Origin of the sequence: Haemophilus sp. HMSC61B11 (assembly GCF_001838615.1) — a bacterium.
Lineage (GTDB): Bacteria > Pseudomonadota > Gammaproteobacteria > Enterobacterales > Pasteurellaceae > Haemophilus_D > Haemophilus_D parainfluenzae_AD.
On sequence record NZ_KV837948.1, the window covers coordinates 1 to 20,572 of the forward strand.

Sequence of the window (20,572 nt, forward strand, 5' to 3'; positions counted from 1 at the left end):
CCCGAGCTGAAGAGCTTGGGGTTTTTGTTTTATATAAAATATTAGAATGCATATGTAAATGACTCTAATAATGATAAAATCTTCGCCTATTTCTAGATAGCAAGCATTATGAAAAAACAGATAAGTAAAATTTTTTCCAGTGATGGCGAATTGAGTAAGAATATCAAAGGATTTAAGCCACGACCAGAACAGCTCGAAATGGCTCAATCAGTAGGATATGCTATCCAAAATAAGAGACCGCTTGTTGTAGAAGCTGGAACGGGTACTGGAAAGACTTTTGCTTATTTAGCACCGGCACTTATTGCAGGAAAGAAAACGATTATTTCAACCGGCTCTAAAAATCTACAAGATCAGCTTTTTTCAAGAGATCTACCTGCCATAAAAAAAGCCTTAAATTATTCTGGAAAAATTGCGTTATTGAAAGGGCGATCCAATTATTTATGTTTAGAACGTCTGGATCAGGTTATTGCTCAAGGTGTGCTTGGGGATAAATCTGTTTTAGCCGATTTAAGTAAAGTAAGAAAATGGAATAATGCGACGAAAACAGGTGATTTGACAGAATGTATTGAATTGGCTGAAGACAGTCCAATTTTGCCTCAATTAACGAGCACGGCGGAAAGTTGTTTGGGAACAGATTGTCCCAACTACGCTGAATGCTATGTTGCACAAGCTCGTAAAAAAGCGTTAAATGCAGATCTCGTTGTTGTAAATCACCATCTTTTCTTTGCTGATATGGCGGTAAAAGAAAGTGGCTTTGGTGAGCTAATCCCTAATGCAGAAGTTATTATTTTTGACGAAGCACATCAACTCCCTGATATTGCAAGCCAGTATTTTGGTCAATCATTAACATCTCGCCAGCTATTTGATTTATGTAAAGATATCAATATTATTTATCGAACAGAATTGAAAGATATGCCACAGCTTGGCACAACTGCAGATACATTGCTTAAAGTCATTCAGGATTTTCGCCTTCTTCTTGGGGAAGGAAATCAGCGAGGAAACTGGCGTGAGCTATTTAAGCAAAGTGCGGTCAGAAAATCGGTTGAATTATTGCAAGAAAAAATAGAGTTTCTTTCTGAAGTTATCAAGATTGCATTAGGTCGCTCTCAGACTTTGGATAGTATTTTTGAACGCACTGAAAGTATTAAGAATCAATTAATTCGTCTTTGTGATACGGCCATTGTTGGTTATTGTTACTGGTATGAAAGTATGGGGCGACAATTTGGTTTGCATATTACGCCACTTACTGTCGCAGATAAATTTGGTGAACAGTTAAATAATAAAGAAGCCGCTTGGATTTTTACTTCAGCGACGCTTGAAGTCGGCGGCACTTTTAATCATTTCTGTCAGCGACTTGGTATTGAGCAAGCAGAACAAAAAATTCTTCACAGTCCTTTTGATTATCCTAATCAATCGCTACTTTGTGTACCACGTTATTTACCGGCAACAAATCAAAATAATACGTTGCAATCTCTTGGTGACGTGTTGTTGCCTATCATTGAAGCGAATAAAGGGCGATGCTTTGTGCTTTGTACTTCCTATTTAATGATGAGAGGCTTGGCAGAGTATTTTAGAGAAAATAGTGAGCTTTCTATCTTATTGCAAGGTGAAATGCCTAAAGCAAAATTACTCGAACAATTTATTCATGAAACCCATAGTGTATTGGTTGCCACCTCTAGCTTTTGGGAAGGCGTGGATGTCCGTGGTGACGCACTTTCCTTAGTCATTATTGATAAATTGCCTTTTACCGCACCAGATGAACCTTTACTAAAAGCACGTATTGAAGATTGCCGATTACAAGGTGGCGATCCATTTAATGATATACAAATCCCTGAAGCGGTTATTACGCTGAAACAAGGTGTAGGACGTCTAATTAGAGATGTAACGGATCGTGGTGCGGTAATTATTTGTGATAATCGTCTTGTGATGCGAAATTACGGTGAAACCTTTCTAAAAAGTTTACCTAATTCAACCCGTACCCGAGATCTCAACAAAGTGGTACAATTCTTACAAAATGAGAAAATGGATTAATAATGAAAAATATCACTTTATTAGCGCTTGATACTTCAACAGAGGCCTGTTCTGTTGCACTTTGGCATAAAGGCGAAAAAACATATTTAGATGAATTAGCACAACGTACACACACAAAACGTATTCTTCCAATGATTGATGAGTTGCTTGCCAATTCAGGTATTAATTTGAAGCAAGTAGATGCGTTAGCATTTGGACGCGGTCCAGGTAGTTTTACAGGTGTTCGTGTCGGTGCAGGGATTGCTCAAGGGCTTGCATTAGGGGCTGATTTACCTGTTATTGCGGTATCAAATTTAACTGCAATGGCTCAGGCTGCATTTGAATTACATCAAGCTGAAAATGTCGCAACGGCCATTGATGCGAGAATGAATGAAGTCTATTTTTCGCAACTAAAACGAGAAAAAGTGCGGTCAGAATTGGGGGAGTTTTACCAATGGAACTCAGTTATTGAAGAGCAAGTTTGTCAACCAGAAAAAGTGATTGAACAGTTTTCAGATTTAACCGCCTATCGGGTCGGCACTGGTTGGGCTGCGTATCCTCAATTTAAAGACAGTGGTTTAGAAGGGAGTGATGTTATTTTACCTTCTGCACAATATATGCTTGAGCTTGCTTTAACAGATTATGCTCAGAATAAAGTCATATCCGCCTTAGAAATTGAACCTGTTTATTTACGTAATGAAGTAACTTGGAAAAAATTACCTGGGCGTGAATAATTTTCAAAAAGGAGTTGAAGATGAATAAAAAAACGATTTTAGTTTTGACCGCACTTTCGGTCACATTAGTGGGATGTGTTAATGCACCGAAAGGGCTGGAAAAAGAGCAGTTTACTTTAAAATCATTATCTTCAATTCAACCGAGTGATTATAGCTGTCAGTGCAAATCAATTCGTTTAGGTGGAAAAGTATTAACCGCACAAGCTTTGCCGAATAAAACTAAAATTGAAGTATTAAGCTATCCGGTTTATTCAACCTCAGCAAAACCTATGATTGATGAACAGCCTAATGGACGTTTTATCAGTTATCTTGATGGTTTTGTGGAGCCAGAAAGCTTAAAAGATCAATTTATTACAATTGGTGGTACCTTGCTGAAAACAGAACAAGGCAAGGTCGATCAAGCCAATTATATTTATCCGGTTATTAAAACCAATCATTATCGTGTCTGGAAGATTTCGCAAAGCTATTATTATCCAGATGATATGTGGGATGACTGGGGCTTTTTCGGTAGACGACCGTATTATTGGTATGGCGAGCCTGAAATTCGCTATTATCTCTATTAACTAAATGATAAAATTAAGAAAAATTTCCAAAGAATAAGGATAAAAATGGAAAAAGTTTGGTTTCAAAATTATCCAGAAGGTTCACCAACCACGCTGGATACCTCAAAATATGATTCGATTCTTGATATTTTAGATAAAGCAATTCGTGAGCATCCAGACCGTCCTGCTTATATCAATATGGGACAAGTGCTAACTTTTCGCAAATTAGAAGAGCGAAGCCGTGCATTTGCTGCATATTTACAAAATGAATTGAAATTAAAACGTGGTGATCGTGTTGCTCTCATGATGCCGAATTTATTGCAATATCCTATTGCGCTTTTCGGTATCTTACGAGCGGGCCTAGTTGTCGTAAACGTGAATCCACTTTACACCCCACGTGAATTAGAACATCAGTTACAAGATAGCGGCGCAACGGCGATTGTTGTTGTTTCAAACTTCGCTTCAACCTTAGAAAAAATCGTGTTTAATACTAAAGTGAAACACGTGATTTTAACAAGAATGGGTGATCAGCTTTCTTTTGGTAAGCGTAATTTGGTCAATTTTGTGGTGAAATACGTCAAAAAGTTAGTGCCAAAATATAAATTACCGAATGCAGTGACTTTCCGTGAAGTGCTAAGCATTGGTAAATATCGCCAATATGTTCGTCCACAAGTGGATCGTGAAGATTTAGCTTTTTTACAGTATACAGGCGGTACAACAGGTGTTGCCAAAGGTGCAATGCTGACACATGGCAATATTATTACCAATATTTTCCAAGCGAAGTGGATTGCAGAGCCATTTATTGGCGATCATGCGAAGCAACGCATTGCTGTACTGGCTTTACCGCTTTATCATGTTTTTGCCTTAACGGTAAATTGTTTACTCTTCTTAGAACTTGGCGTTACCGCGCTCTTAATTACGAACCCTCGTGATATTGATGGTTTTGTTAAAGAGCTTAAAAAATACCGCTTTGAAGCGATTACAGGGGTAAATACCTTGTTTAATGCGCTACTTAATAATGAAAATTTCAAAGAAGTGGATTTTTCACGATTAAAACTTTCTGTTGGCGGCGGTATGGCGATCCAACAATCGGTCGCAACGCGTTGGCATGATTTAACCGGCTGTAACATCATCGAAGGTTACGGCATGACAGAATGTTCACCGCTAATTGCCGCTTGTCCGATTAATGTGGTGAAACACAATGGTACAATCGGTGTACCAGTGCCAAATACCGATATTAAAATTATCAAAGATGATGGCTCGGAAGCACAACTTGGTGAAGCTGGAGAGCTTTGGGTTAAAGGTGAACAAGTCATGCGTGGTTATTGGCAACGTCCTGAAGCGACAGCTGAAGTGCTTCAAGATGGCTGGATGGCAACGGGTGATATCGTCATTATGGACGAGAGCTATAGTCTCCGTATTGTTGACCGCAAAAAAGATATGATCTTGGTTTCAGGCTTTAATGTTTATCCGAATGAAATTGAAGATGTGGTGATGCTAAATTATAAAGTCGCTGAAGTGGTTGCTATCGGCATGCCACACGAAGTGTCGGGAGAAACTATCAAAATCTTCGTTGTGAAGAAAGATGATAGCCTCACGCGTGATGAATTACGCCAACATTGTCGACAACATCTCACTGGTTATAAAGTTCCGAAAGACATTGAGTTTCGTGATGAATTGCCGAAAAGTAATGTAGGCAAAATTTTAAGACGCGTACTGCGTGATGAAGAAATAGCAAAACGCGCGCAACATTAATTAAATCAGGGATATGTACTCATATCCCTGTTTAGTCTGTACCTCTATTTGAAAATACATCCTATTACAATGATAAAAGAATGCCAAAATCAACCGCACTTTACGTTAATTCAAAATAATGAAGAACTGGCTCAGGTTTGTCAGTTAGCTCGTCAGCAAAGTGCGGTCGCTTTAGATACCGAATTTATGCGGATATCAACCTATTATCCTAAATTAGGATTAATTCAACTTTATGATGGTGAACGTGTTTCATTGATCGATCCTTTATCCATCACTGATTTTTCACCTTTTGTGGAATTATTACGCGATCAGCAGGTAACAAAAATCTTGCATGCATGTAATGAAGATTTATTGGTTTTCTTGCAAGAGTTTGATGCGCTTCCACAACCTATGATGGATACACAAATCATGGCGCGTTTTTTAGGTTTTGCTAATTCAGTGGGCCTAGCCAAATTGGTGTTACATTATTTAGGCATTGAAATGGATAAAGGGGCAACACGTACAAACTGGCTAAAACGTCCACTTTCCCCCGTACAGCTACAATATGCCGCAGGGGATGTATGGTATCTCTTGCCGGTCTATCAAAAGATGCAAATAGAATTAGCGCAATCACCTTGGCTTCAAGCGGTAATTGATGATTGCCAGCTTGCGATTTCGAAAACCAGTAAATTAGACGATCGCGATCCAAATAAAGCTTATTTGGATATTCCGAATGTTTGGAAATTGAATCCGCTCGAATTAGCGCGTTTACAGCTATTAGCTAAGTGGCGACAAGAAACGGCAATGGCTCGAAACTTAGCCCTTTCTTATGTGGTGAAATCGGATAACCTTTGGAAAGTGGCAAAAAATAATCCTCGTAATACATCAGAAATGTTAGCGCTTGGATTATCTGAAAATGAAGTCCGTGTGCGTGGTAAAAAAATGCTTCAATTGTTAGCACAAAGCCGCCGAATTTCCCCTTATGATTATCCTAAACGTTTAGTGCGTATTGTGGATGATCCTCGTTATAAAAAGGCAATTCGATTATTACAAGAAAAAGCTTATGAACTGACCCCAAAAGGATTAACCCTTGATATTCTGGCGAGTAAACGAAATTTAGAAGATCTCATCAAATGGGTTTGGCTAAAAAATGAAGATATGACAAAACTGCCTGATTTACTTTTAGGGTGGAGAAGAGAAATTGGCTTAAAGCTGGTTGAATACTTAAAATCTGTAGAATAGACATTAAAAACAAGTCTAAAAATAACCGCACTTTGAATCATTAAAAGTGCGGTTATTTTCTTTAGTGTTTTACAACGATGGCTTTAATTAAGCTTGGGTTGCTTGGATTGCGGTTAATGCGATGGTGTAGATGATATCATCCACTAATGCACCTCGAGATAAGTCATTAACTGGTTTACGCATACCTTGAAGCATTGGGCCTACAGCGACTAAATCAGCAGAACGTTGAACCGCTTTATAGCCGATGTTACCCGCGTTGATATCAGGGAATACAAATACGTTTGCTTGACCTGCTACTTTAGAGTTTGGTGCTTTAGACGCTGCTACATCTTTCATTACAGCTGCATCGTATTGTAATGGACCGTCGATTAATAAATCAGGACGTTTTTCTTGTGCAATACGGGTAGCTTCTTTCACTTTCTCTACAGATTGACCAGAACCAGAAGTACCGGTTGAGTAAGAAAGCATTGCCACTTTCGGATTTAAACCAAATGCTTTTGCAGATTCAGCAGATTGGATTGCGATTTCAGCCAGTTGTTCAGCGGTTGGTTCTGGGTTTACAGCACAGTCACCATACACTAATACTTGGTCTGGTAATAACATGAAGAATACAGACGAGATAATTGAGCTACCTGGTGCGGTTTTAATGATTTGCATCGGTGGACGAATGGTATTTGCAGTGGTGTGAACGGCACCAGAGACTAAACCATCTACTTCGCCTGCTTCTAACATCATCGTACCTAATACAACGGTGTCTTCTAATTGTGCGCGAGCTTGTTCTTCAGTTAAGCCTTTAGATTTACGTAATTCAACTAAACGAGCAACGTAGTTTTCACGTACGTCAGTTGGATTGATGATCGTTACGTCAGCACCTAAAGTCACGCCTTGTTCAGCCGCAACTTTTTTCACTGATTCAGGATCCGCTAATAATACCGATTTTGCGATACCACGTTCAGCACAGATTGCTGCCGCTTTAACAGTACGAGGTTCATCACCTTCTGGTAATACGATGGTTTTACCTGCTTTGCGTGCTAAATCAGTTAATTTAAAACGGAATGCTGCTGGAGAAATACGAGCTTCACGAGCAAGTGGTGCAGCGATTGCCGCAGCTAATGCTTGTGCATCTAAAGCCTTAATTTTGCCTGCTTGTGCACCAAATACACCTAAGATGTCAGTGTTATTCACACCGCCAAACTCTGAAGCAACGGCTTCTACTAATGTGCCTTCTTCATTGTTTGCCACTAAGATAATTTGTGCATCTAAGGTTTGCGCAATCGCGAAGTTTAAGCTATTTGCAAAAGGCGCTTGAGCTGAAGGTTGAACACCTTTAACAATCACTAGATTTGCATTTAATGCTTGGAAATCAGCCACGATTTTTTCTAACAACACGTCTTTTTGATTATTTGCGATTAATGCTTGAGCTACTTTTACATCTTCTACTGCATTGAATACGACAGCGCTTGTTGTTTTAGCTGCGTCTAGTGCTGCTACTAAATTTGCTTCTGCGCTAGTTGGAATAAGAATAACTGCTTTAGTCATTTTGATATACCTTTTAATGAATGAAAAAACCTGCTGATTTCTCAGCAGGTTTGAAGGAAGTTGATTAGCCCTCTAAACGTGCTGTATCTTGTGCAATTACTAATTCTTCGTTAGTTGGAAGAACGATTGCTTTGAATGCAGAGTCATCAGCAGTGATCACGCCTGATTTACCAAAGCGAGCAGCAAGGTTGCGTTCTTGGTCTAATTTGATGCCGAATAATTTTAAGTGGCCTAAGGCTAATTCACGAACGTGAGCAGAGTTTTCACCGATACCACCCGTAAATGCGATTGCATCTAAGTGATCATCACCTAAAACAGCCATGTATGCACCAATGTATTTTGCTAAACGGTAGCTGTAAACATCTAATGCACGTTTTGCTTCTGGTTTAGATGCATCGTCGTAGTTATCTTCTGCATAACGACAGTCGCTTGTTACTTCAGTTAAACCTAAAAGACCTGATTTTTTTACTAAAGTCTCTTCGATTTGATCCATTGACATACCTAAGTTTTTGTATAGATAGAAAATGATCGCAGGGTCGATGTCACCACAACGTGTACCCATGACTAAACCTTCTAACGGGGTTAAACCCATAGATGTGTCGATACATTTACCGCTACGAACCACAGAAACAGAACCACCGTTACCTAAGTGACAGATAATTGCGTTTACTTGGTCTGCTGGTTTGCCTACGTATTCAGCGACTTCACGAGAAACGAAGTAGTGGCTGGTACCGTGTGCACCGTATCGACGTACGCCGTGTTCTTTGTAAAGTGAGTATGGAAGTGCATATAAGTATGCTTCTTCTGGCATGGTTTGGTGGAATGCTGTATCAAATACGACAACGTTCTTATCTTTTAAGTGTGGGAATGTTTTGAATGCTTCACGGATACCGATTAAGTGAGCAGGGTTGTGAAGTGGTGCAAATTGTGCAGCATCTTCAATACCTTTAATCACTTCATCTGTTACGACAACAGATTGAGTATATTTCTCACCACCGTGAACGATACGGTGACCAATCGAGGTGATAGAGTTTTTAAGCTCATCAGTCATAATGTTTGACGCAATGAAGTTAAGCGCTTCAGTATGCGCTGCACCAGCACCTAAATCTGCGCTACCTTTTTCACCGTTAAGTTTCCATTTTATACGAGCTTCAGGAAGGTAAAATGCTTCTGCTAAGCCTGATAATTTTTCTTCACCTGTTGCAGGATCAAGGATTGCAAATTTTAATGAAGAACTACCACAGTTAAGGATGAGAACAAGTTTTGACATAGGAACCCTATTTTTGATTGAGGTTAATAAAAATCCATTCAAAAGAACGGAGTATAAATCCTACATAGGATACACCTTTTATCGTATAAAATAAATTAACTGGAGGGCAAAAATACGATTTTTTATTAGAAAAGTTGAAAATTTCAACAGTTTCTAGTTAGGGATGACAATTAAACCTAAACTAGAGTATTATAAGTGCGGTTATTTTCAAGGATGTTTTTATGTCATCATTTTTTTCAACCTTAAAACAAGGGCAAATTTATTTGCAAACGTGGCCATTAGAAGCGAAGCTCGGCATTATTTTTCCCGAAAATCGCATTATTAAAGCCACAAAATTTGCACAAAAATTTATGCCTTTTATGGCGGTATTCGCAGTGGTTTGGCAACAGCTTTATGCTAAGATGGATCTTACTGCATTGGCGATTGCTATTTTGACCGCACTTTGTGCGTTAGTGATGCCACTTCAAGGCTTATATTGGTTGGGAAAACGTGCAAAATCACCGTTAGAACCGCAAAGTTCTCAGTGGTTTTATGAGATTAGTGAACGTTTAAGAAAACAACATGAAAGTTCGCCAACCATGCAAGATAAACCGACATATCAGCACTTGGCAGAAGTACTACAAAAGGCACAGCAAAAATTAGACAAAGCATTTTGGCAGGAAATCTAGCCAAGGGCCAAAATTTAATTGACGCAAACGTTTTCCTTTTGTTGTTTTTTATGTAAAATACTGCGGTCGCAATGGCGACCCTTTTTAATTGAGAGACTATTTAATGATTGATTACATTATCATTGGCATCATCGCATTTTCGATTATCGTGAGTTTATTACGTGGGTTTGTGCGAGAGGTGATGTCCCTTGCAAGTTGGGTCGTTGCATTTATTGTCGCTAGCCAATTTTATCCTTATCTCGCCACTTATCTTACTCAAATCGAATCTGACTACGTGCGTAATGGCACAGCAATCGGCATTTTATTTGTTTTAACCTTAATTGTAGGTGGCATTGTTAACTATGTGATTAGCCAATTAGTGGATAAAACAGGACTTACCGGAACAGATCGTGTTCTCGGTGCGGCATTTGGCTTAATTCGTGGTGCGTTAATCGTAGCTGCGATCTTATTCTTCTTGGATACCTTCACTAACTTTGAACAAACCGATTGGTGGAAAGAATCAAAATTAATTCCTCATTTCGGCTTCATTATTGAATGGTTCTTCCAACAACTACAAGCAAGTTCTAGTTTTTTAAACTCAACTTTTAAACAATAAGGTAGTCAATCAGTATGTGTGGAATTGTCGGTATCGTTAGCCAAAATCCGGTTAATGAATCCATTTATGCAGCATTAACGTTATTACAGCATCGAGGTCAAGATGCAGCGGGGATTGTCACAATCGATGATGAAAACCGCTTTCGTTTGCGTAAGGCTAATGGTCTTGTAAGCGATGTATTCAGACAAGAACATATGTTACGTTTGCAAGGTCATGCCGGCCTCGGACATGTACGTTATCCAACCGCCGGCAGTTCAAGCGTATCTGAAGCTCAACCTTTCTACGTTAACTCACCTTATGGTTTAACCCTCGTTCACAATGGCAACTTAACCAACTCAGCCGAATTAAAAGATAAATTATTCAAAGAAGCCCGCCGTCATGTAAACACCAATTCGGATTCAGAACTTCTTCTCAATATTCTTGCAAATCATTTAGATAGAGTGAATAAATACCATCTCGATCCGCAAGACATTTTTGATGCAATTCGTGCAACACACAAAGATATCCGTGGTGCTTATGCATGCTTAGCGATGATTATTGGACATGGCATGGTGGCATTTCGTGATCCGTTTGGTATTCGTCCACTCGTGTTAGGTAAACGAGAAGAAAACGGCTCTGTAGAGTATATGTTTGCCTCTGAAAGTGTGGCGTTAGATGTTGCAGGTTTTGAATTAGTACGTGATGTTGCGCCAGGCGAAGCGATTTATGTGACCTTTGATGGCCAGCTTTATGCAGAGCAGTGTGCAGAAAGTGCGGTCTTAAATCCGTGTATTTTTGAATACGTGTACTTTGCTCGTCCTGATTCAACAATAGACGGCGTGTCTGTTTATGCCGCACGTGTTCACATGGGCGAACATTTAGGTAAGAAAATTGCAAAAGAATGGGTTGATGAAGCCGATAATATTGATGTGGTGATTCCTGTACCTGAAACTTCAACAGATATTGCTTTACAGATTGCAAAAATTTTAGGCAAACCTTATCGTCAAGGTTTTGTGAAAAACCGCTATGTTGGCCGTACATTTATCATGCCTGGCCAAGCACAACGTATCAGTTCAGTCCGTCGCAAGCTCAATACGATTAAAGCAGAATTCAAAGATAAAAACGTGTTATTAGTCGATGATTCTATTGTTCGTGGTACAACATCTGAACAAATTGTGAGTATGGCTAGAGCAGCAGGTGCGAAGAAAATTTACTTTGCATCTGCGGCACCAGAAATTCGTTATCCGAATGTATACGGTATTGATATGCCTACAAAACAAGAACTTATTGCCTATGGCCGCAATGTTGATGAAATTGCGAAATTGATTGGCGTAGATAAATTAGTTTTCCAAGATCTTGAGGCGTTGACTGAATCAGTACGCCAAGAAAATCCAGCTATTCAAGGCTTTGATTGTTCAGTCTTTACTGGTGAATATATTACGGGCGATATCACACCAGAATACCTTGATAGCATCGCTTCTCAACGGAGTGATTCGGCAAAGAAAAAACGTGAAAAAGATGCAAGCAACCTTGAAATTCATAATGAAGGTTAATCGCATTTAAGGTCGTAAAAAAGCACTAAATTTAATGAAGCGTTTAGTGCTTTTTCTTTTTGGTTAAATATAAAGAAAAATGACCGCACTTGATGTATTCAAAGTGCGGTCATTTTTTTATGCGTTTTAGTCTTTATAAAAATCGTTATAAAGTGTACTTTCAAATTGCACAAGTGGTGCTCGTTTTGTCTTACTTTCTAAATCACCAGTCGAATAACCATTGATAAATTGAACGAAAGCTACTTTTTCACCTCGTGCATTGGTCATAAAACCGGCAAGGTTATAGACACCTTTCAGTGAGCCAGTTTTAGCGATAACATTTTTCACCAGTGGTGGATTAATTAAGCTACCACGCCCACTGATTGTGCCGTCCACACCTGCAATTGGGAAAGTTTCCATTAAGTGTAATTTATCTTCGTTTTTAGCGATGTATTCCAAGACTGAAAGCATGGTTTTCGGTGCAACTAAATTATGACGAGAAAGACCCGAACCATCGGCTAAAATGCTGTTACCAAATTTAATGCCTTGTTTTTGTAATACGGATTTCACCGCTAATGTGCCTAATTGGAATGAAGCAGGGCGTTTATAATAGTTGTAGGCTACCGCTCTAAATAAGGCATCGGCAATTTGGTTATCCGATTTTTTCATCATTTTTTTCAATAGCTCAGGCAACGGTTTAGATAAATGCTGAGCGAGTTTTGTCCTTGCTGTGGTTTTTGAGGTTGTTTTACCTGACCGGTAAATTCAATACCAAGACGTTTTAATTGACGTTGAATAATGGCAGCAGCGTAGGCATCTGGATCTTGCACGGCGAAGCTAAGCCCAAATGGTTTAGTTTGGCGTGCAATACAGCCTTTTACCTGATAGCGATTATTGTCATGGACAACGACGTCTAACTGGCAATAACCGGCTTCTTGCTGATCCACAATATAAACTTGCCCGAAAACTTGAATAGGGAATTGAGCAGGAACGTTAATTTTGACTGTTTCACCTACAGGTTGATTTGCATCTAGTTCGGCATAGAAACAGTTATTATCGATATTTGCTGCAGCTGGAGGGGAGTTAAAGCACATCGTAAGATCGTTCCAAATCCAACCTAACCCACGATCATGGCTAGCAAATACAGAGGTATCTAAAATAAGATCACCATTGATTTTCTGAATGCCTTGGTTTTTTAAATTAGCTAATAGGCTATAAAGTTGTCCGCTAGTTAGATCGGGATCGCCAGTAAATTGCACAATAAGATCGCCTTCTAAAACATTATTCTGAATTTTTCCGTTACTTAAAAGTGAGGTTTCAAACTGGAAGGCATCACCTAATACTAATTTAGCAGCAACGGCTGTGAACACTTTTTGTGTACTGGCAGGCAACATAAACGTTGAACCATTGTAATCCGCGATAATTTGATCTTTATTAAGGTTTTTGGCAATGATACTCGCAGAAGCACCTTCAGGTAGGTATTGGGTAATAGAAGCCACATTAACTTCAGCCATAGAGGAAAAAGAAAAGCCGAGTGTGATAAATGCCGCTTTAAGTGCAGTCGAAATAGAAGATTTTTTAGTCATTTTTAGTTCTGTTATGGTTGCTATTTTTCTCAAGACGAATAATAATAAGCTCCGAACTCAATAGAGTAAATCATTTTTTATTTTTCATTGACTGCGGCAAGGTTGCAAGACGTTGTCGTGGTTTTGTTTTTACCAAATTTCAAGGAAAAAGAATGAAACAAATTCCAATGACCGTGCGCGGTGCGGAGCTATTACGTCAAGAATTAGATTTCTTAAAGAATGAGCGTCGCCCTGAAATTATCAAGGCGATTGCAGAAGCACGTGAGCATGGTGACTTAAAAGAAAATGCAGAATATCACGCTGCGCGTGAACAACAAGGTTTTTGCGAAGGACGCATTCAAGAAATTGAAAGCAAACTTGCAAATTGTCAGGTTATCGATGTCACTAAATTACCAAATAACGGAAAAGTTATTTTTGGTGCGACAGTTGTATTAGTGAATACCGATACTGATGAAGAAGTCACTTACCAAATTGTGGGCGATGATGAGGCAGATATTAAATCAGGTTTGATTTCTGTGAATTCACCGATTGCTCGTGGCTTGGTAGGGAAAGAGTTGGATGATACCGTGAATATTACCACACCAGGTGGAGCGGTTGAGTTCGAGATTATTGAAGTAAATTACATCTAAAAAAACATCCCCTCAAATTGAGGGGATAACAATTATTTACGAGGCAGCTGGATTTTACCTTCCTCGCTTGGTCGATAAAGCACCAAAATATGTCCGATGGTTTGAACATTAGATGATTTGGTTTCACGAACAATCGCATCAATGATTAATTGTTTGGTTTCGCGATCTGCGCCAGCAATTTTTACTTTGATTAATTCGTGATGATTTAATGCATTATCGATTTCGGCTAATACACCTTCGGTTAAGCCGTTACCGCCAAGCATAACGACAGGGCTAAGGTGATGAGCGAGTCCTTTTAAAAATTGTTTTTGTTTTGTTGATAATATTGTCATAAGGAATCCTTTAAATAGATGAATATGAGTCAAAAAAAGACCGAAAAGAGCGGTCAGAAAAAACGTGGTTTTTCAGCACTTTTTGGTAAGTCTAGCCTTGAATTTGGCAGATTGTACCCAAATATAGACGAAACTACTACAAAAAATAGTACAAAAGAAAGAGATTATGGGAAAGAAAAAACGTTCGGCGAGTTCTTCTCGTTGGCTAAACGAACATTTTAAAGATCCGTTTGTTCAGAAAGCACATAAACAAAAATTACGCTCACGAGCTTACTTTAAGTTAGATGAAATTCAACAAACGGATAAATTGTTTAAACCGGGAATGACAGTGGTGGATCTCGGTGCCGCACCAGGTGGTTGGTCACAGTATGTTGTGAGCCAAATTGGTGGAAAAGGTCGAGTGATTGCTTGTGATATTTTGGATATGAACCCAATTGTCGGCGTGGATTTCTTGCAAGGCGATTTTCGTGACGAAAATGTGCTGAATGCATTATTAGAACGAGTTGGTGAAGCAAAAGTTGATGTAGTGATGTCTGATATGGCGCCAAATTTTAGCGGCATGCCATCTGTTGATATTCCTCGTGCAATGTATTTAGTTGAACTGGCTTTAGATATGTGTAAGCAAGTTTTGGCAAAAAAAGGCAGTTTTGTGGTCAAAGTATTCCAAGGAGAAGGTTTTGACGAGTATCTGCGCGAAATTCGTTCACTCTTTAGTGTCGTAAAAGTGCGTAAGCCAGAAGCTTCTCGTGGGCGCTCTCGCGAAGTTTATATTGTAGCAAGCGGTTATAAAGGCGAATAGATAATTGCTTTGATAGCTTTTCATTGTGTCGGGGATGAGATAGTATCTCGTTTAATTTTAATTAACTTAAGAAAGGCAGGTTAAACCTTGAACGATATGGTCAAAAATCTAGTTCTATGGGTTGTGGTAGCAATTGTCATGATGACAGCTTACCAAAGTTTTAATTCCAATGGCGTGAGTGACTCAACAGATTACACAACCTTTGTGTATGATGTGAGTAATAGCCAAGTGAAAGAAGCGCGTTTTGATGCGAATGAAATCACCGTGACCAAAAATGATGGTTCTAAATATATGACCGTCATGCCACCGTTGGAAGATAAAAAGCTCTTAGATGACTTACTAAATAAAAAAGTTAAAATCGAAGGTACGCCTTTTGAAAAACGCAGTTTATTATCACAAATTTTAATTTCGTGGTTCCCAATGTTATTCCTTGTAGGGGTATGGATTTTCTTCATGCGTCAAATGCAAGGTGGCGGTGGTAAGGCCATGAGTTTTGGTAAAAGCCGCGCTAAAATGCTGAACCAAGATCAAATCAAAGTGACTTTTGCGGATGTTGCAGGTTGCGACGAGGCAAAAGAAGAAGTCGGTGAAGTAGTTGATTTCTTGCGTGAACCTAAAAAATTCCAAAACCTGGGTGGTAAAATTCCAAAAGGGATTTTGATGGTTGGCCCTCCAGGTACAGGTAAAACTTTATTAGCTAAGGCCATTGCGGGTGAAGCAAAAGTACCTTTCTTTACCATTTCAGGTTCTGACTTTGTGGAGATGTTTGTGGGCGTTGGTGCTTCTCGTGTACGTGATATGTTCGAGCAAGCGAAGAAAAATGCACCATGCTTAATCTTTATTGATGAAATCGATGCGGTAGGTCGCCAACGTGGCGCTGGTTTAGGTGGTGGGCACGATGAGCGTGAACAAACCCTTAACCAGATGTTAGTTGAAATGGATGGTTTCGGTGGTAATGAAGGCGTAATTGTTATTGCAGCAACTAACCGTCCAGATGTACTTGACCCTGCATTAACTCGTCCAGGCCGTTTTGACCGTCAAGTTGTTGTGGGTTTACCGGATGTGAAAGGCCGTGAGCAAATTTTAAAAGTACACATGCGTAAAGTGCCTGTTGCTGATGATGTTGATGCGATGACACTTGCTCGTGGTACACCAGGTTATTCAGGTGCGGATTTAGCGAACTTGGTTAATGAAGCTGCATTATTTGCTGCTCGTAGCAATAAACGCACTGTATCGATGCTTGAGTTTGAAAAAGCAAAAGATAAGATCAATATGGGACCAGAGCGTCGTACCATGATCATGACGGATAAACAAAAAGAATCGACAGCGTACCATGAAGCGGGTCACGCGATTGTGGGTTACTTAGTGCCAGAACATGATCCTGTACATAAAGTCACGATTATTCCTCGTGGCCGCGCATTAGGTGTGACTTTCTTCTTGCCTGAAGGTGATCAAATTAGTATCAGCCAAAAACAATTAGAAAGTAAACTTTCAACTCTTTATGCAGGACGTTTAGCAGAAGATTTGATTTACGGTGAAGAAAATATTTCTACCGGTGCATCTAACGATATTAAAGTGGCAACCAATATTGCACGTAATATGGTGACTCAATGGGGCTTCTCAGATAAACTAGGTCCGATTCTTTATACCGAAGATGAGGGGGAAGTGTTCCTAGGTCGCTCAATGGCGAAAGCAAAACATATGTCTGATGAAACAGCACATGCAATTGATGAAGAAGTTCGTGCGATTGTGAATCGTAACTATGCGAGAGCAAGACAGATTTTGATCGACAATATGGATATTCTTCACGCCATGAAAGATGCGTTAGTGAAATATGAAACTATTGAAGAAGAACAAATCAAACAACTAATGAATCGTGAACCTGTTACACCACCATCTGGTTGGGAAGATAACAAAGACACGAAACCAACAGCAAAACCGCAAGAACAGAAAACTGAAAGTGCGGTTAATCATTCAGAAGATTCTGAAGCATAAAATTAAAGCCTTCCTAATTGGGAAGGCTTTTTTATTTATTATTTCATTCTTTTCATTACTATATTCCGTTATAATCTAACCTTTCAAATTTGATTTAAAAATTGACCGCACTTTATGAAACTTTATGCTAATAACAAATGTCTAGATTTATCATTCCCTCAAATTATGGGGATTTTGAATTTCACACCTGATTCGTTTTCTGATAGCGGGCAGTTTTTCAGTCTAGACAAGGCATTATTTCAAGTTGAAAAGATGCTGAAAGAAGGTGCAACAATTATTGATATTGGAGGAGAGTCAACTCGCCCGATGGCGGAAGAAGTCTCTGAGTTTGAAGAATTGCAACGGGTGATACCTCTTGTTGAAGCCGTGCAAAAACGTTTTGATTGTTGGATTTCAGTGGATACCTCTAAAGCAATTGTTATGCAAGAAGCAGCTAAAGTTGGCATGGATTTAATCAATGATATTCGTGCACTACGTGAACCTGGCGCACTAGAAATAGCAGGACAGTTGAATTTACCCACTTGTATCATGCACATGCAGGGGCAGCCACGCACAATGCAAGCTAATCCACATTACAATGATGTGGTTCAAGATGTTTATCAATTTTTAAGCGATAGAACTCAAGCTTGTTTAGCAGTGGGCATTGCCAAAGAAAATATTATTTGGGATATGGGCTTTGGTTTTGGTAAAACAGTACAGCATAACTATAAACTTTTACAACAGTTGGCTCACTTCTGTGATAGTGGATATCCTGTTTTAGCAGGGCTTTCACGTAAATCGATGATTGGTGCTGTATTAGATAAGCCCGTGACTGAACGTGTTGTAGGAAGTGTAGCTGGGGCATTAATTGCTGCTCAAAATGGTGCGACAATTTTGCGTGTACATGATGTAGCTGCAACGGCAGATGCCTTGAAGGTATGGCAGGCAACGCAACAAGCGTAAAAAACTAACAGATTTTATATGTTGTAGAACTAATGATTTCTGCAACATCATTATTCAAATTTAATAAGGAATAAACATGGCAAATCGTAAATATTTTGGTACTGATGGTGTACGTGGAAAAGTAGGTACATATCCAATCACACCTGATTTCGCATTAAAATTAGGTTGGGCAGCGGGTAAAGTTTTAGCCTCTCAAGGTTCTCGCACGGTATTAATCGGGAAAGATACTCGTATTTCAGGTTATATGTTGGAATCTGCACTTGAAGCAGGTTTAGCTGCGGCAGGATTAACTGCTGCATTTACCGGTCCAATGCCAACACCTGCCGTGGCGTATTTAACCCGCACTTTCCGTTTAGAAGCGGGTATTGTCATTTCGGCATCACATAACCCTTATTATGATAACGGGATTAAATTCTTCTCTTCACAAGGCACAAAATTACCAGATGATATTGAAGAAGCGATTGAAGCCATGCTTGATCAGCCAATGGATTGTGTGGAGTCTGCTGATTTAGGTAAAGCAAGCCGTATCAGTGATGCCGCAGGACGTTATATTGAATTTTGTAAAAGCACTTTCCCTGCTCATTTAGGTTTAGATGGTTATAAAATTGTGGTGGATTGCGCAAATGGCGCAACCTATCATATTGCGCCAAATGTATTACGTGAGTTAGGTGCGGAAGTGATTGAAATTGGTACTGATCCAAACGGAATCAATATCAATGAAAAATGTGGTGCAACCGATGTAAAAGCGTTACAGGAAAAAGTGCTTGAAACTAAAGCAGATGTTGGTCTCGCTTATGATGGTGATGGTGACCGTATTATGATGGTGGATCACTTAGGTAATAAAGTAGATGGTGACCAAATCCTTTTCATTATTGCTCGTGAAGCTTTACGTTCAGGTCAGCTAAAAGGTGGCGTAGTGGGCACATTAATGAGTAATATGAGCTTAGAGATTGCGTTAAAAATGTTAGGTGTACCTTTTGTGCGAGCTAACGTTGGCGACCGTTATGTGTTAGAAAAAATGGTAGAACATAGCTGGACGCTAGGCGGAGAAAACTCAGGCCATATCATTATTGCTGATAAAAATACGACAGGTGATGGTATTATTGCATCACTAGCTGTATTAAGTGCAATGGTTCAACATCGTTTATCTTTAAACGAGCTTGCAAGTGCGGTGAAATTATTCCCTCAAGTACTCATTAATGTTCGTTTTGCTGGTGGTGATAATCCATTAGAAAGTGAAGCGGTAAAAGCGGTAGCTGCAGATGTGGAAAAACGTTTAGAAGGCAAAGGTCGAATTTTACTGCGTAAGTCTGGTACTGAGCCTCTTATTCGCGTCATGGTCGAATGTGAAGACGGTGTACTTGCAAAACAATGTGCAGAAGAAATTGCAGAAGCAGTGAAAGCGAATTAATAAAGTGGGGGCTTGCCCCCATTTTTGATCCATAAAATTTATCTTTTATTATTTTTAGGAAAGCAAAGACATGAAAATTTTTATTATGCGTCATGGAGAAGCTGAAGTTGTCTCTTCATCAGACGAGGCTCGGCATTTAACCGACTATGGACGCAAACAATCAATATTACAAGGTCAATGGCTTAAAAACCATCTAAATTCAACCGCACTTTCAGTTCAGAAAGTGATTGTCAGTCCTTATGTAAGAGCACAAGAAACGTTTGAGCTCGTCAATGCAGCGTTAGACAATATTCTTAATGATGTTGAAACTTGGAGTGGGATTACACCTTACGGGAATGCGACGCTAGTAGCAGATTATTTATCTGTTTTACAGGAACAAGGTGTTGAAAGTATTTTGCTTGTTTCTCATTTACCTTTAGTGGGCAGTATTGTTTCAGAGCTTTATGGCAAGCGAAATCCAATCAGTTTTTACCCTTCAACGATTGTTCAAATTGACTGGAATGGTGAAAAAGGCAGCATTGAAGCTTTTCATTATCCAAAAGAAAATGATTAAGTTGATTAAAAAAAATACAAAAAAAATAAATTTCCATCTTTACAAAAAATAAAATTTTTCTGTGGAACTTTTATCTAACTTATTTAAAATCATTTAGTTACGAGTGATTTTTAAAGAAAATCTCAAAAAGTGATGTCTTTAGAAATGTAAATTTTTTTTGAAGGTGTTTTCTTTTGAGTTTTTTTGCGTAGACTAAGTCGCACAAAGCAAATGGCTTTGGATTAATTCTTAATTATAAAATGGAGAATGACAATGAAAAAATCAGTATTAGCCGTATTAGTATTAGGTGCATCTTTAGCCGTAACTGGTTGTTTCGATAAACAAGAAACAGCTCAAAAAGTTGAAGCAGCAAAAGATGCAACAGCAAATGCAGCAACACAAGTTAAAGATGCAGCAAAAGAAGTTGCAACTGATGTTAAAAATGCGGCAATTGACGCAAAAGATTCAGCTGCAAATAAAATGGCTGAGGCAAAAGATGCA

The 20,572-nt window shown here is 39.1% G+C and carries 17 protein-coding genes and 2 pseudogenes; 15 read left to right on the plus strand and 4 right to left on the minus strand.

All coding sequences use genetic code 11. The annotated features are described in order from the left end of the window. Positions 1 to 108: 108 nt before the first annotated feature. From HMPREF3263_RS00065 to rnd, 5 genes are all read left to right on the plus strand, one after another. Complete coding sequence (locus tag HMPREF3263_RS00065; RefSeq protein WP_070852782.1) at positions 109 to 2,031, plus strand: DNA repair helicase YoaA; 1,923 nt, start codon at positions 109 to 111, stop codon at positions 2,029 to 2,031. Between the two features lie 2 nt (positions 2,032 to 2,033). Next, positions 2,034 to 2,744, plus strand: a complete 711-nt coding sequence (gene tsaB / locus HMPREF3263_RS00070) for a tRNA (adenosine(37)-N6)-threonylcarbamoyltransferase complex dimerization subunit type 1 TsaB (RefSeq protein ID WP_049376441.1) — start codon at positions 2,034 to 2,036, stop codon at positions 2,742 to 2,744. A 20-nt stretch (positions 2,745 to 2,764) separates the two neighbouring features. Continuing rightward, the gene (locus HMPREF3263_RS00075; RefSeq protein WP_065242649.1) at positions 2,765 to 3,307 is read left to right on the plus strand and encodes a Slp family lipoprotein; all 543 of its coding nucleotides are present in this window, start codon (positions 2,765 to 2,767) and stop codon (positions 3,305 to 3,307) included. Between the two features lie 45 nt (positions 3,308 to 3,352). Next, positions 3,353 to 5,041, plus strand: coding sequence for a long-chain-fatty-acid--CoA ligase FadD (gene fadD / locus HMPREF3263_RS00080; RefSeq protein ID WP_065242650.1), 1,689 nt, complete (start codon positions 3,353 to 3,355; stop codon positions 5,039 to 5,041). Between the two features lie 69 nt (positions 5,042 to 5,110). Further along, entirely contained in the window at positions 5,111 to 6,262 is a 1,152-nt protein-coding gene (gene rnd, locus HMPREF3263_RS00085) for a ribonuclease D (protein WP_049371335.1), read from the plus strand. A gap of 87 nt (positions 6,263 to 6,349) precedes the next feature. On the opposite strand, the gene pta is transcribed toward rnd, so the two are convergent. Together pta and HMPREF3263_RS00095 are read right to left on the minus strand one after the other, a co-directional pair. Next, complete coding sequence (gene pta, locus HMPREF3263_RS00090; protein ID WP_049371334.1) at positions 6,350 to 7,801, minus strand: phosphate acetyltransferase; 1,452 nt, start codon at positions 7,799 to 7,801, stop codon at positions 6,350 to 6,352. A 64-nt stretch (positions 7,802 to 7,865) separates the two neighbouring features. Further along, positions 7,866 to 9,071: an acetate kinase gene (locus HMPREF3263_RS00095; protein ID WP_070852783.1), complete on the minus strand. Its 1,206-nt coding sequence runs from the start codon at positions 9,069 to 9,071 to the stop codon at positions 7,866 to 7,868. Positions 9,072 to 9,292: 221 nt separating this feature from the next. Between HMPREF3263_RS00095 and yfbV the strand changes: the two genes are divergently transcribed. The 3 genes from yfbV (at position 9,293) to purF (ending at position 11,866) form a co-directional block, all read left to right on the plus strand. Then, positions 9,293 to 9,739 carry a terminus macrodomain insulation protein YfbV gene (gene yfbV / locus HMPREF3263_RS00100; RefSeq protein WP_005696204.1) on the plus strand — a complete coding sequence of 149 codons (447 nt, stop codon included), beginning with the start codon at positions 9,293 to 9,295 and terminating at the stop codon, positions 9,737 to 9,739. A 103-nt stretch (positions 9,740 to 9,842) separates the two neighbouring features. Beyond that, entirely contained in the window at positions 9,843 to 10,334 is a 492-nt protein-coding gene (locus tag HMPREF3263_RS00105) for a CvpA family protein (protein WP_005696203.1), read from the plus strand. Positions 10,335 to 10,348: 14 nt separating this feature from the next. Further along, positions 10,349 to 11,866: an amidophosphoribosyltransferase gene (purF, locus tag HMPREF3263_RS00110; RefSeq protein ID WP_049371332.1), complete on the plus strand. Its 1,518-nt coding sequence runs from the start codon at positions 10,349 to 10,351 to the stop codon at positions 11,864 to 11,866. Positions 11,867 to 11,992: 126 nt separating this feature from the next. Here purF and dacB read toward each other — a convergent pair. After that, positions 11,993 to 13,431, minus strand: a pseudogene (gene dacB, locus HMPREF3263_RS00115) (serine-type D-Ala-D-Ala carboxypeptidase). A 152-nt stretch (positions 13,432 to 13,583) separates the two neighbouring features. On the opposite strand from dacB, the gene greA reads away from it, so the two are divergent. Then, the gene (greA, locus tag HMPREF3263_RS00120; protein WP_005696199.1) at positions 13,584 to 14,060 is read left to right on the plus strand and encodes a transcription elongation factor GreA; all 477 of its coding nucleotides are present in this window, start codon (positions 13,584 to 13,586) and stop codon (positions 14,058 to 14,060) included. 32 nt (positions 14,061 to 14,092) lie between these two features. On the opposite strand, the gene yhbY is transcribed toward greA, so the two are convergent. Beyond that, positions 14,093 to 14,392, minus strand: coding sequence for a ribosome assembly RNA-binding protein YhbY (gene yhbY, locus HMPREF3263_RS00125; protein ID WP_005696198.1), 300 nt, complete (start codon positions 14,390 to 14,392; stop codon positions 14,093 to 14,095). 166 nt (positions 14,393 to 14,558) lie between these two features. Here yhbY and rlmE point away from each other — a divergent pair, with 166 nt between their 5' ends. The 6 genes and pseudogenes from rlmE to HMPREF3263_RS10645 all read left to right on the plus strand — a co-directional run. Then, complete coding sequence (gene rlmE, locus HMPREF3263_RS00130) at positions 14,559 to 15,191, plus strand: 23S rRNA (uridine(2552)-2'-O)-methyltransferase RlmE (protein ID WP_005697532.1); 633 nt, start codon at positions 14,559 to 14,561, stop codon at positions 15,189 to 15,191. A gap of 96 nt (positions 15,192 to 15,287) precedes the next feature. Beyond that, complete coding sequence (ftsH, locus tag HMPREF3263_RS00135) at positions 15,288 to 17,186, plus strand: ATP-dependent zinc metalloprotease FtsH (RefSeq protein WP_070852784.1); 1,899 nt, start codon at positions 15,288 to 15,290, stop codon at positions 17,184 to 17,186. Between the two features lie 114 nt (positions 17,187 to 17,300). Beyond that, positions 17,301 to 18,128: a dihydropteroate synthase gene (gene folP / locus HMPREF3263_RS00140; RefSeq protein ID WP_005696194.1), complete on the plus strand. Its 828-nt coding sequence runs from the start codon at positions 17,301 to 17,303 to the stop codon at positions 18,126 to 18,128. A 76-nt stretch (positions 18,129 to 18,204) separates the two neighbouring features. Beyond that, positions 18,205 to 19,539 (plus strand): phosphoglucosamine mutase, encoded by a 1,335-nt coding sequence (glmM, locus tag HMPREF3263_RS00145; protein WP_049365547.1) that lies wholly within the window; start codon positions 18,205 to 18,207, stop codon positions 19,537 to 19,539. Positions 19,540 to 19,609: 70 nt separating this feature from the next. Beyond that, positions 19,610 to 20,092 (plus strand): phosphohistidine phosphatase SixA, encoded by a 483-nt coding sequence (gene sixA, locus HMPREF3263_RS00150; protein ID WP_070852785.1) that lies wholly within the window; start codon positions 19,610 to 19,612, stop codon positions 20,090 to 20,092. A gap of 252 nt (positions 20,093 to 20,344) precedes the next feature. Further along, positions 20,345 to 20,572 (plus strand): annotated as a pseudogene (locus tag HMPREF3263_RS10645) (histone); the annotation flags it as partial.

Bases quoted from the DNA above. Each gene is read 5' to 3' on its own strand.
- HMPREF3263_RS00065 (WP_070852782.1), top strand. From the start codon at position 109: ATGAAAAAACAGATAAGTAAAATTTTTTCCAGTGATGGCGAATTGAGT.
- tsaB (WP_049376441.1), top strand. From the start codon at position 2,034: ATGAAAAATATCACTTTATTAGCGCTTGATACTTCAACAGAGGCCTGT.
- HMPREF3263_RS00075 (WP_065242649.1), top strand. From the start codon at position 2,765: ATGAATAAAAAAACGATTTTAGTTTTGACCGCACTTTCGGTCACATTA.
- fadD (WP_065242650.1), top strand. From the start codon at position 3,353: ATGGAAAAAGTTTGGTTTCAAAATTATCCAGAAGGTTCACCAACCACG.
- rnd (WP_049371335.1), top strand. From the start codon at position 5,111: ATGATAAAAGAATGCCAAAATCAACCGCACTTTACGTTAATTCAAAAT.
- pta (WP_049371334.1), bottom strand. From the start codon at position 7,801: ATGACTAAAGCAGTTATTCTTATTCCAACTAGCGCAGAAGCAAATTTA.
- HMPREF3263_RS00095 (WP_070852783.1), bottom strand. From the start codon at position 9,071: ATGTCAAAACTTGTTCTCATCCTTAACTGTGGTAGTTCTTCATTAAAA.
- yfbV (WP_005696204.1), top strand. From the start codon at position 9,293: ATGTCATCATTTTTTTCAACCTTAAAACAAGGGCAAATTTATTTGCAA.
- HMPREF3263_RS00105 (WP_005696203.1), top strand. From the start codon at position 9,843: ATGATTGATTACATTATCATTGGCATCATCGCATTTTCGATTATCGTG.
- purF (WP_049371332.1), top strand. From the start codon at position 10,349: ATGTGTGGAATTGTCGGTATCGTTAGCCAAAATCCGGTTAATGAATCC.
- greA (WP_005696199.1), top strand. From the start codon at position 13,584: ATGAAACAAATTCCAATGACCGTGCGCGGTGCGGAGCTATTACGTCAA.
- yhbY (WP_005696198.1), bottom strand. From the start codon at position 14,392: ATGACAATATTATCAACAAAACAAAAACAATTTTTAAAAGGACTCGCT.
- rlmE (WP_005697532.1), top strand. From the start codon at position 14,559: ATGGGAAAGAAAAAACGTTCGGCGAGTTCTTCTCGTTGGCTAAACGAA.
- ftsH (WP_070852784.1), top strand. From the start codon at position 15,288: ATGGTCAAAAATCTAGTTCTATGGGTTGTGGTAGCAATTGTCATGATG.
- folP (WP_005696194.1), top strand. From the start codon at position 17,301: ATGAAACTTTATGCTAATAACAAATGTCTAGATTTATCATTCCCTCAA.
- glmM (WP_049365547.1), top strand. From the start codon at position 18,205: ATGGCAAATCGTAAATATTTTGGTACTGATGGTGTACGTGGAAAAGTA.
- sixA (WP_070852785.1), top strand. From the start codon at position 19,610: ATGAAAATTTTTATTATGCGTCATGGAGAAGCTGAAGTTGTCTCTTCA.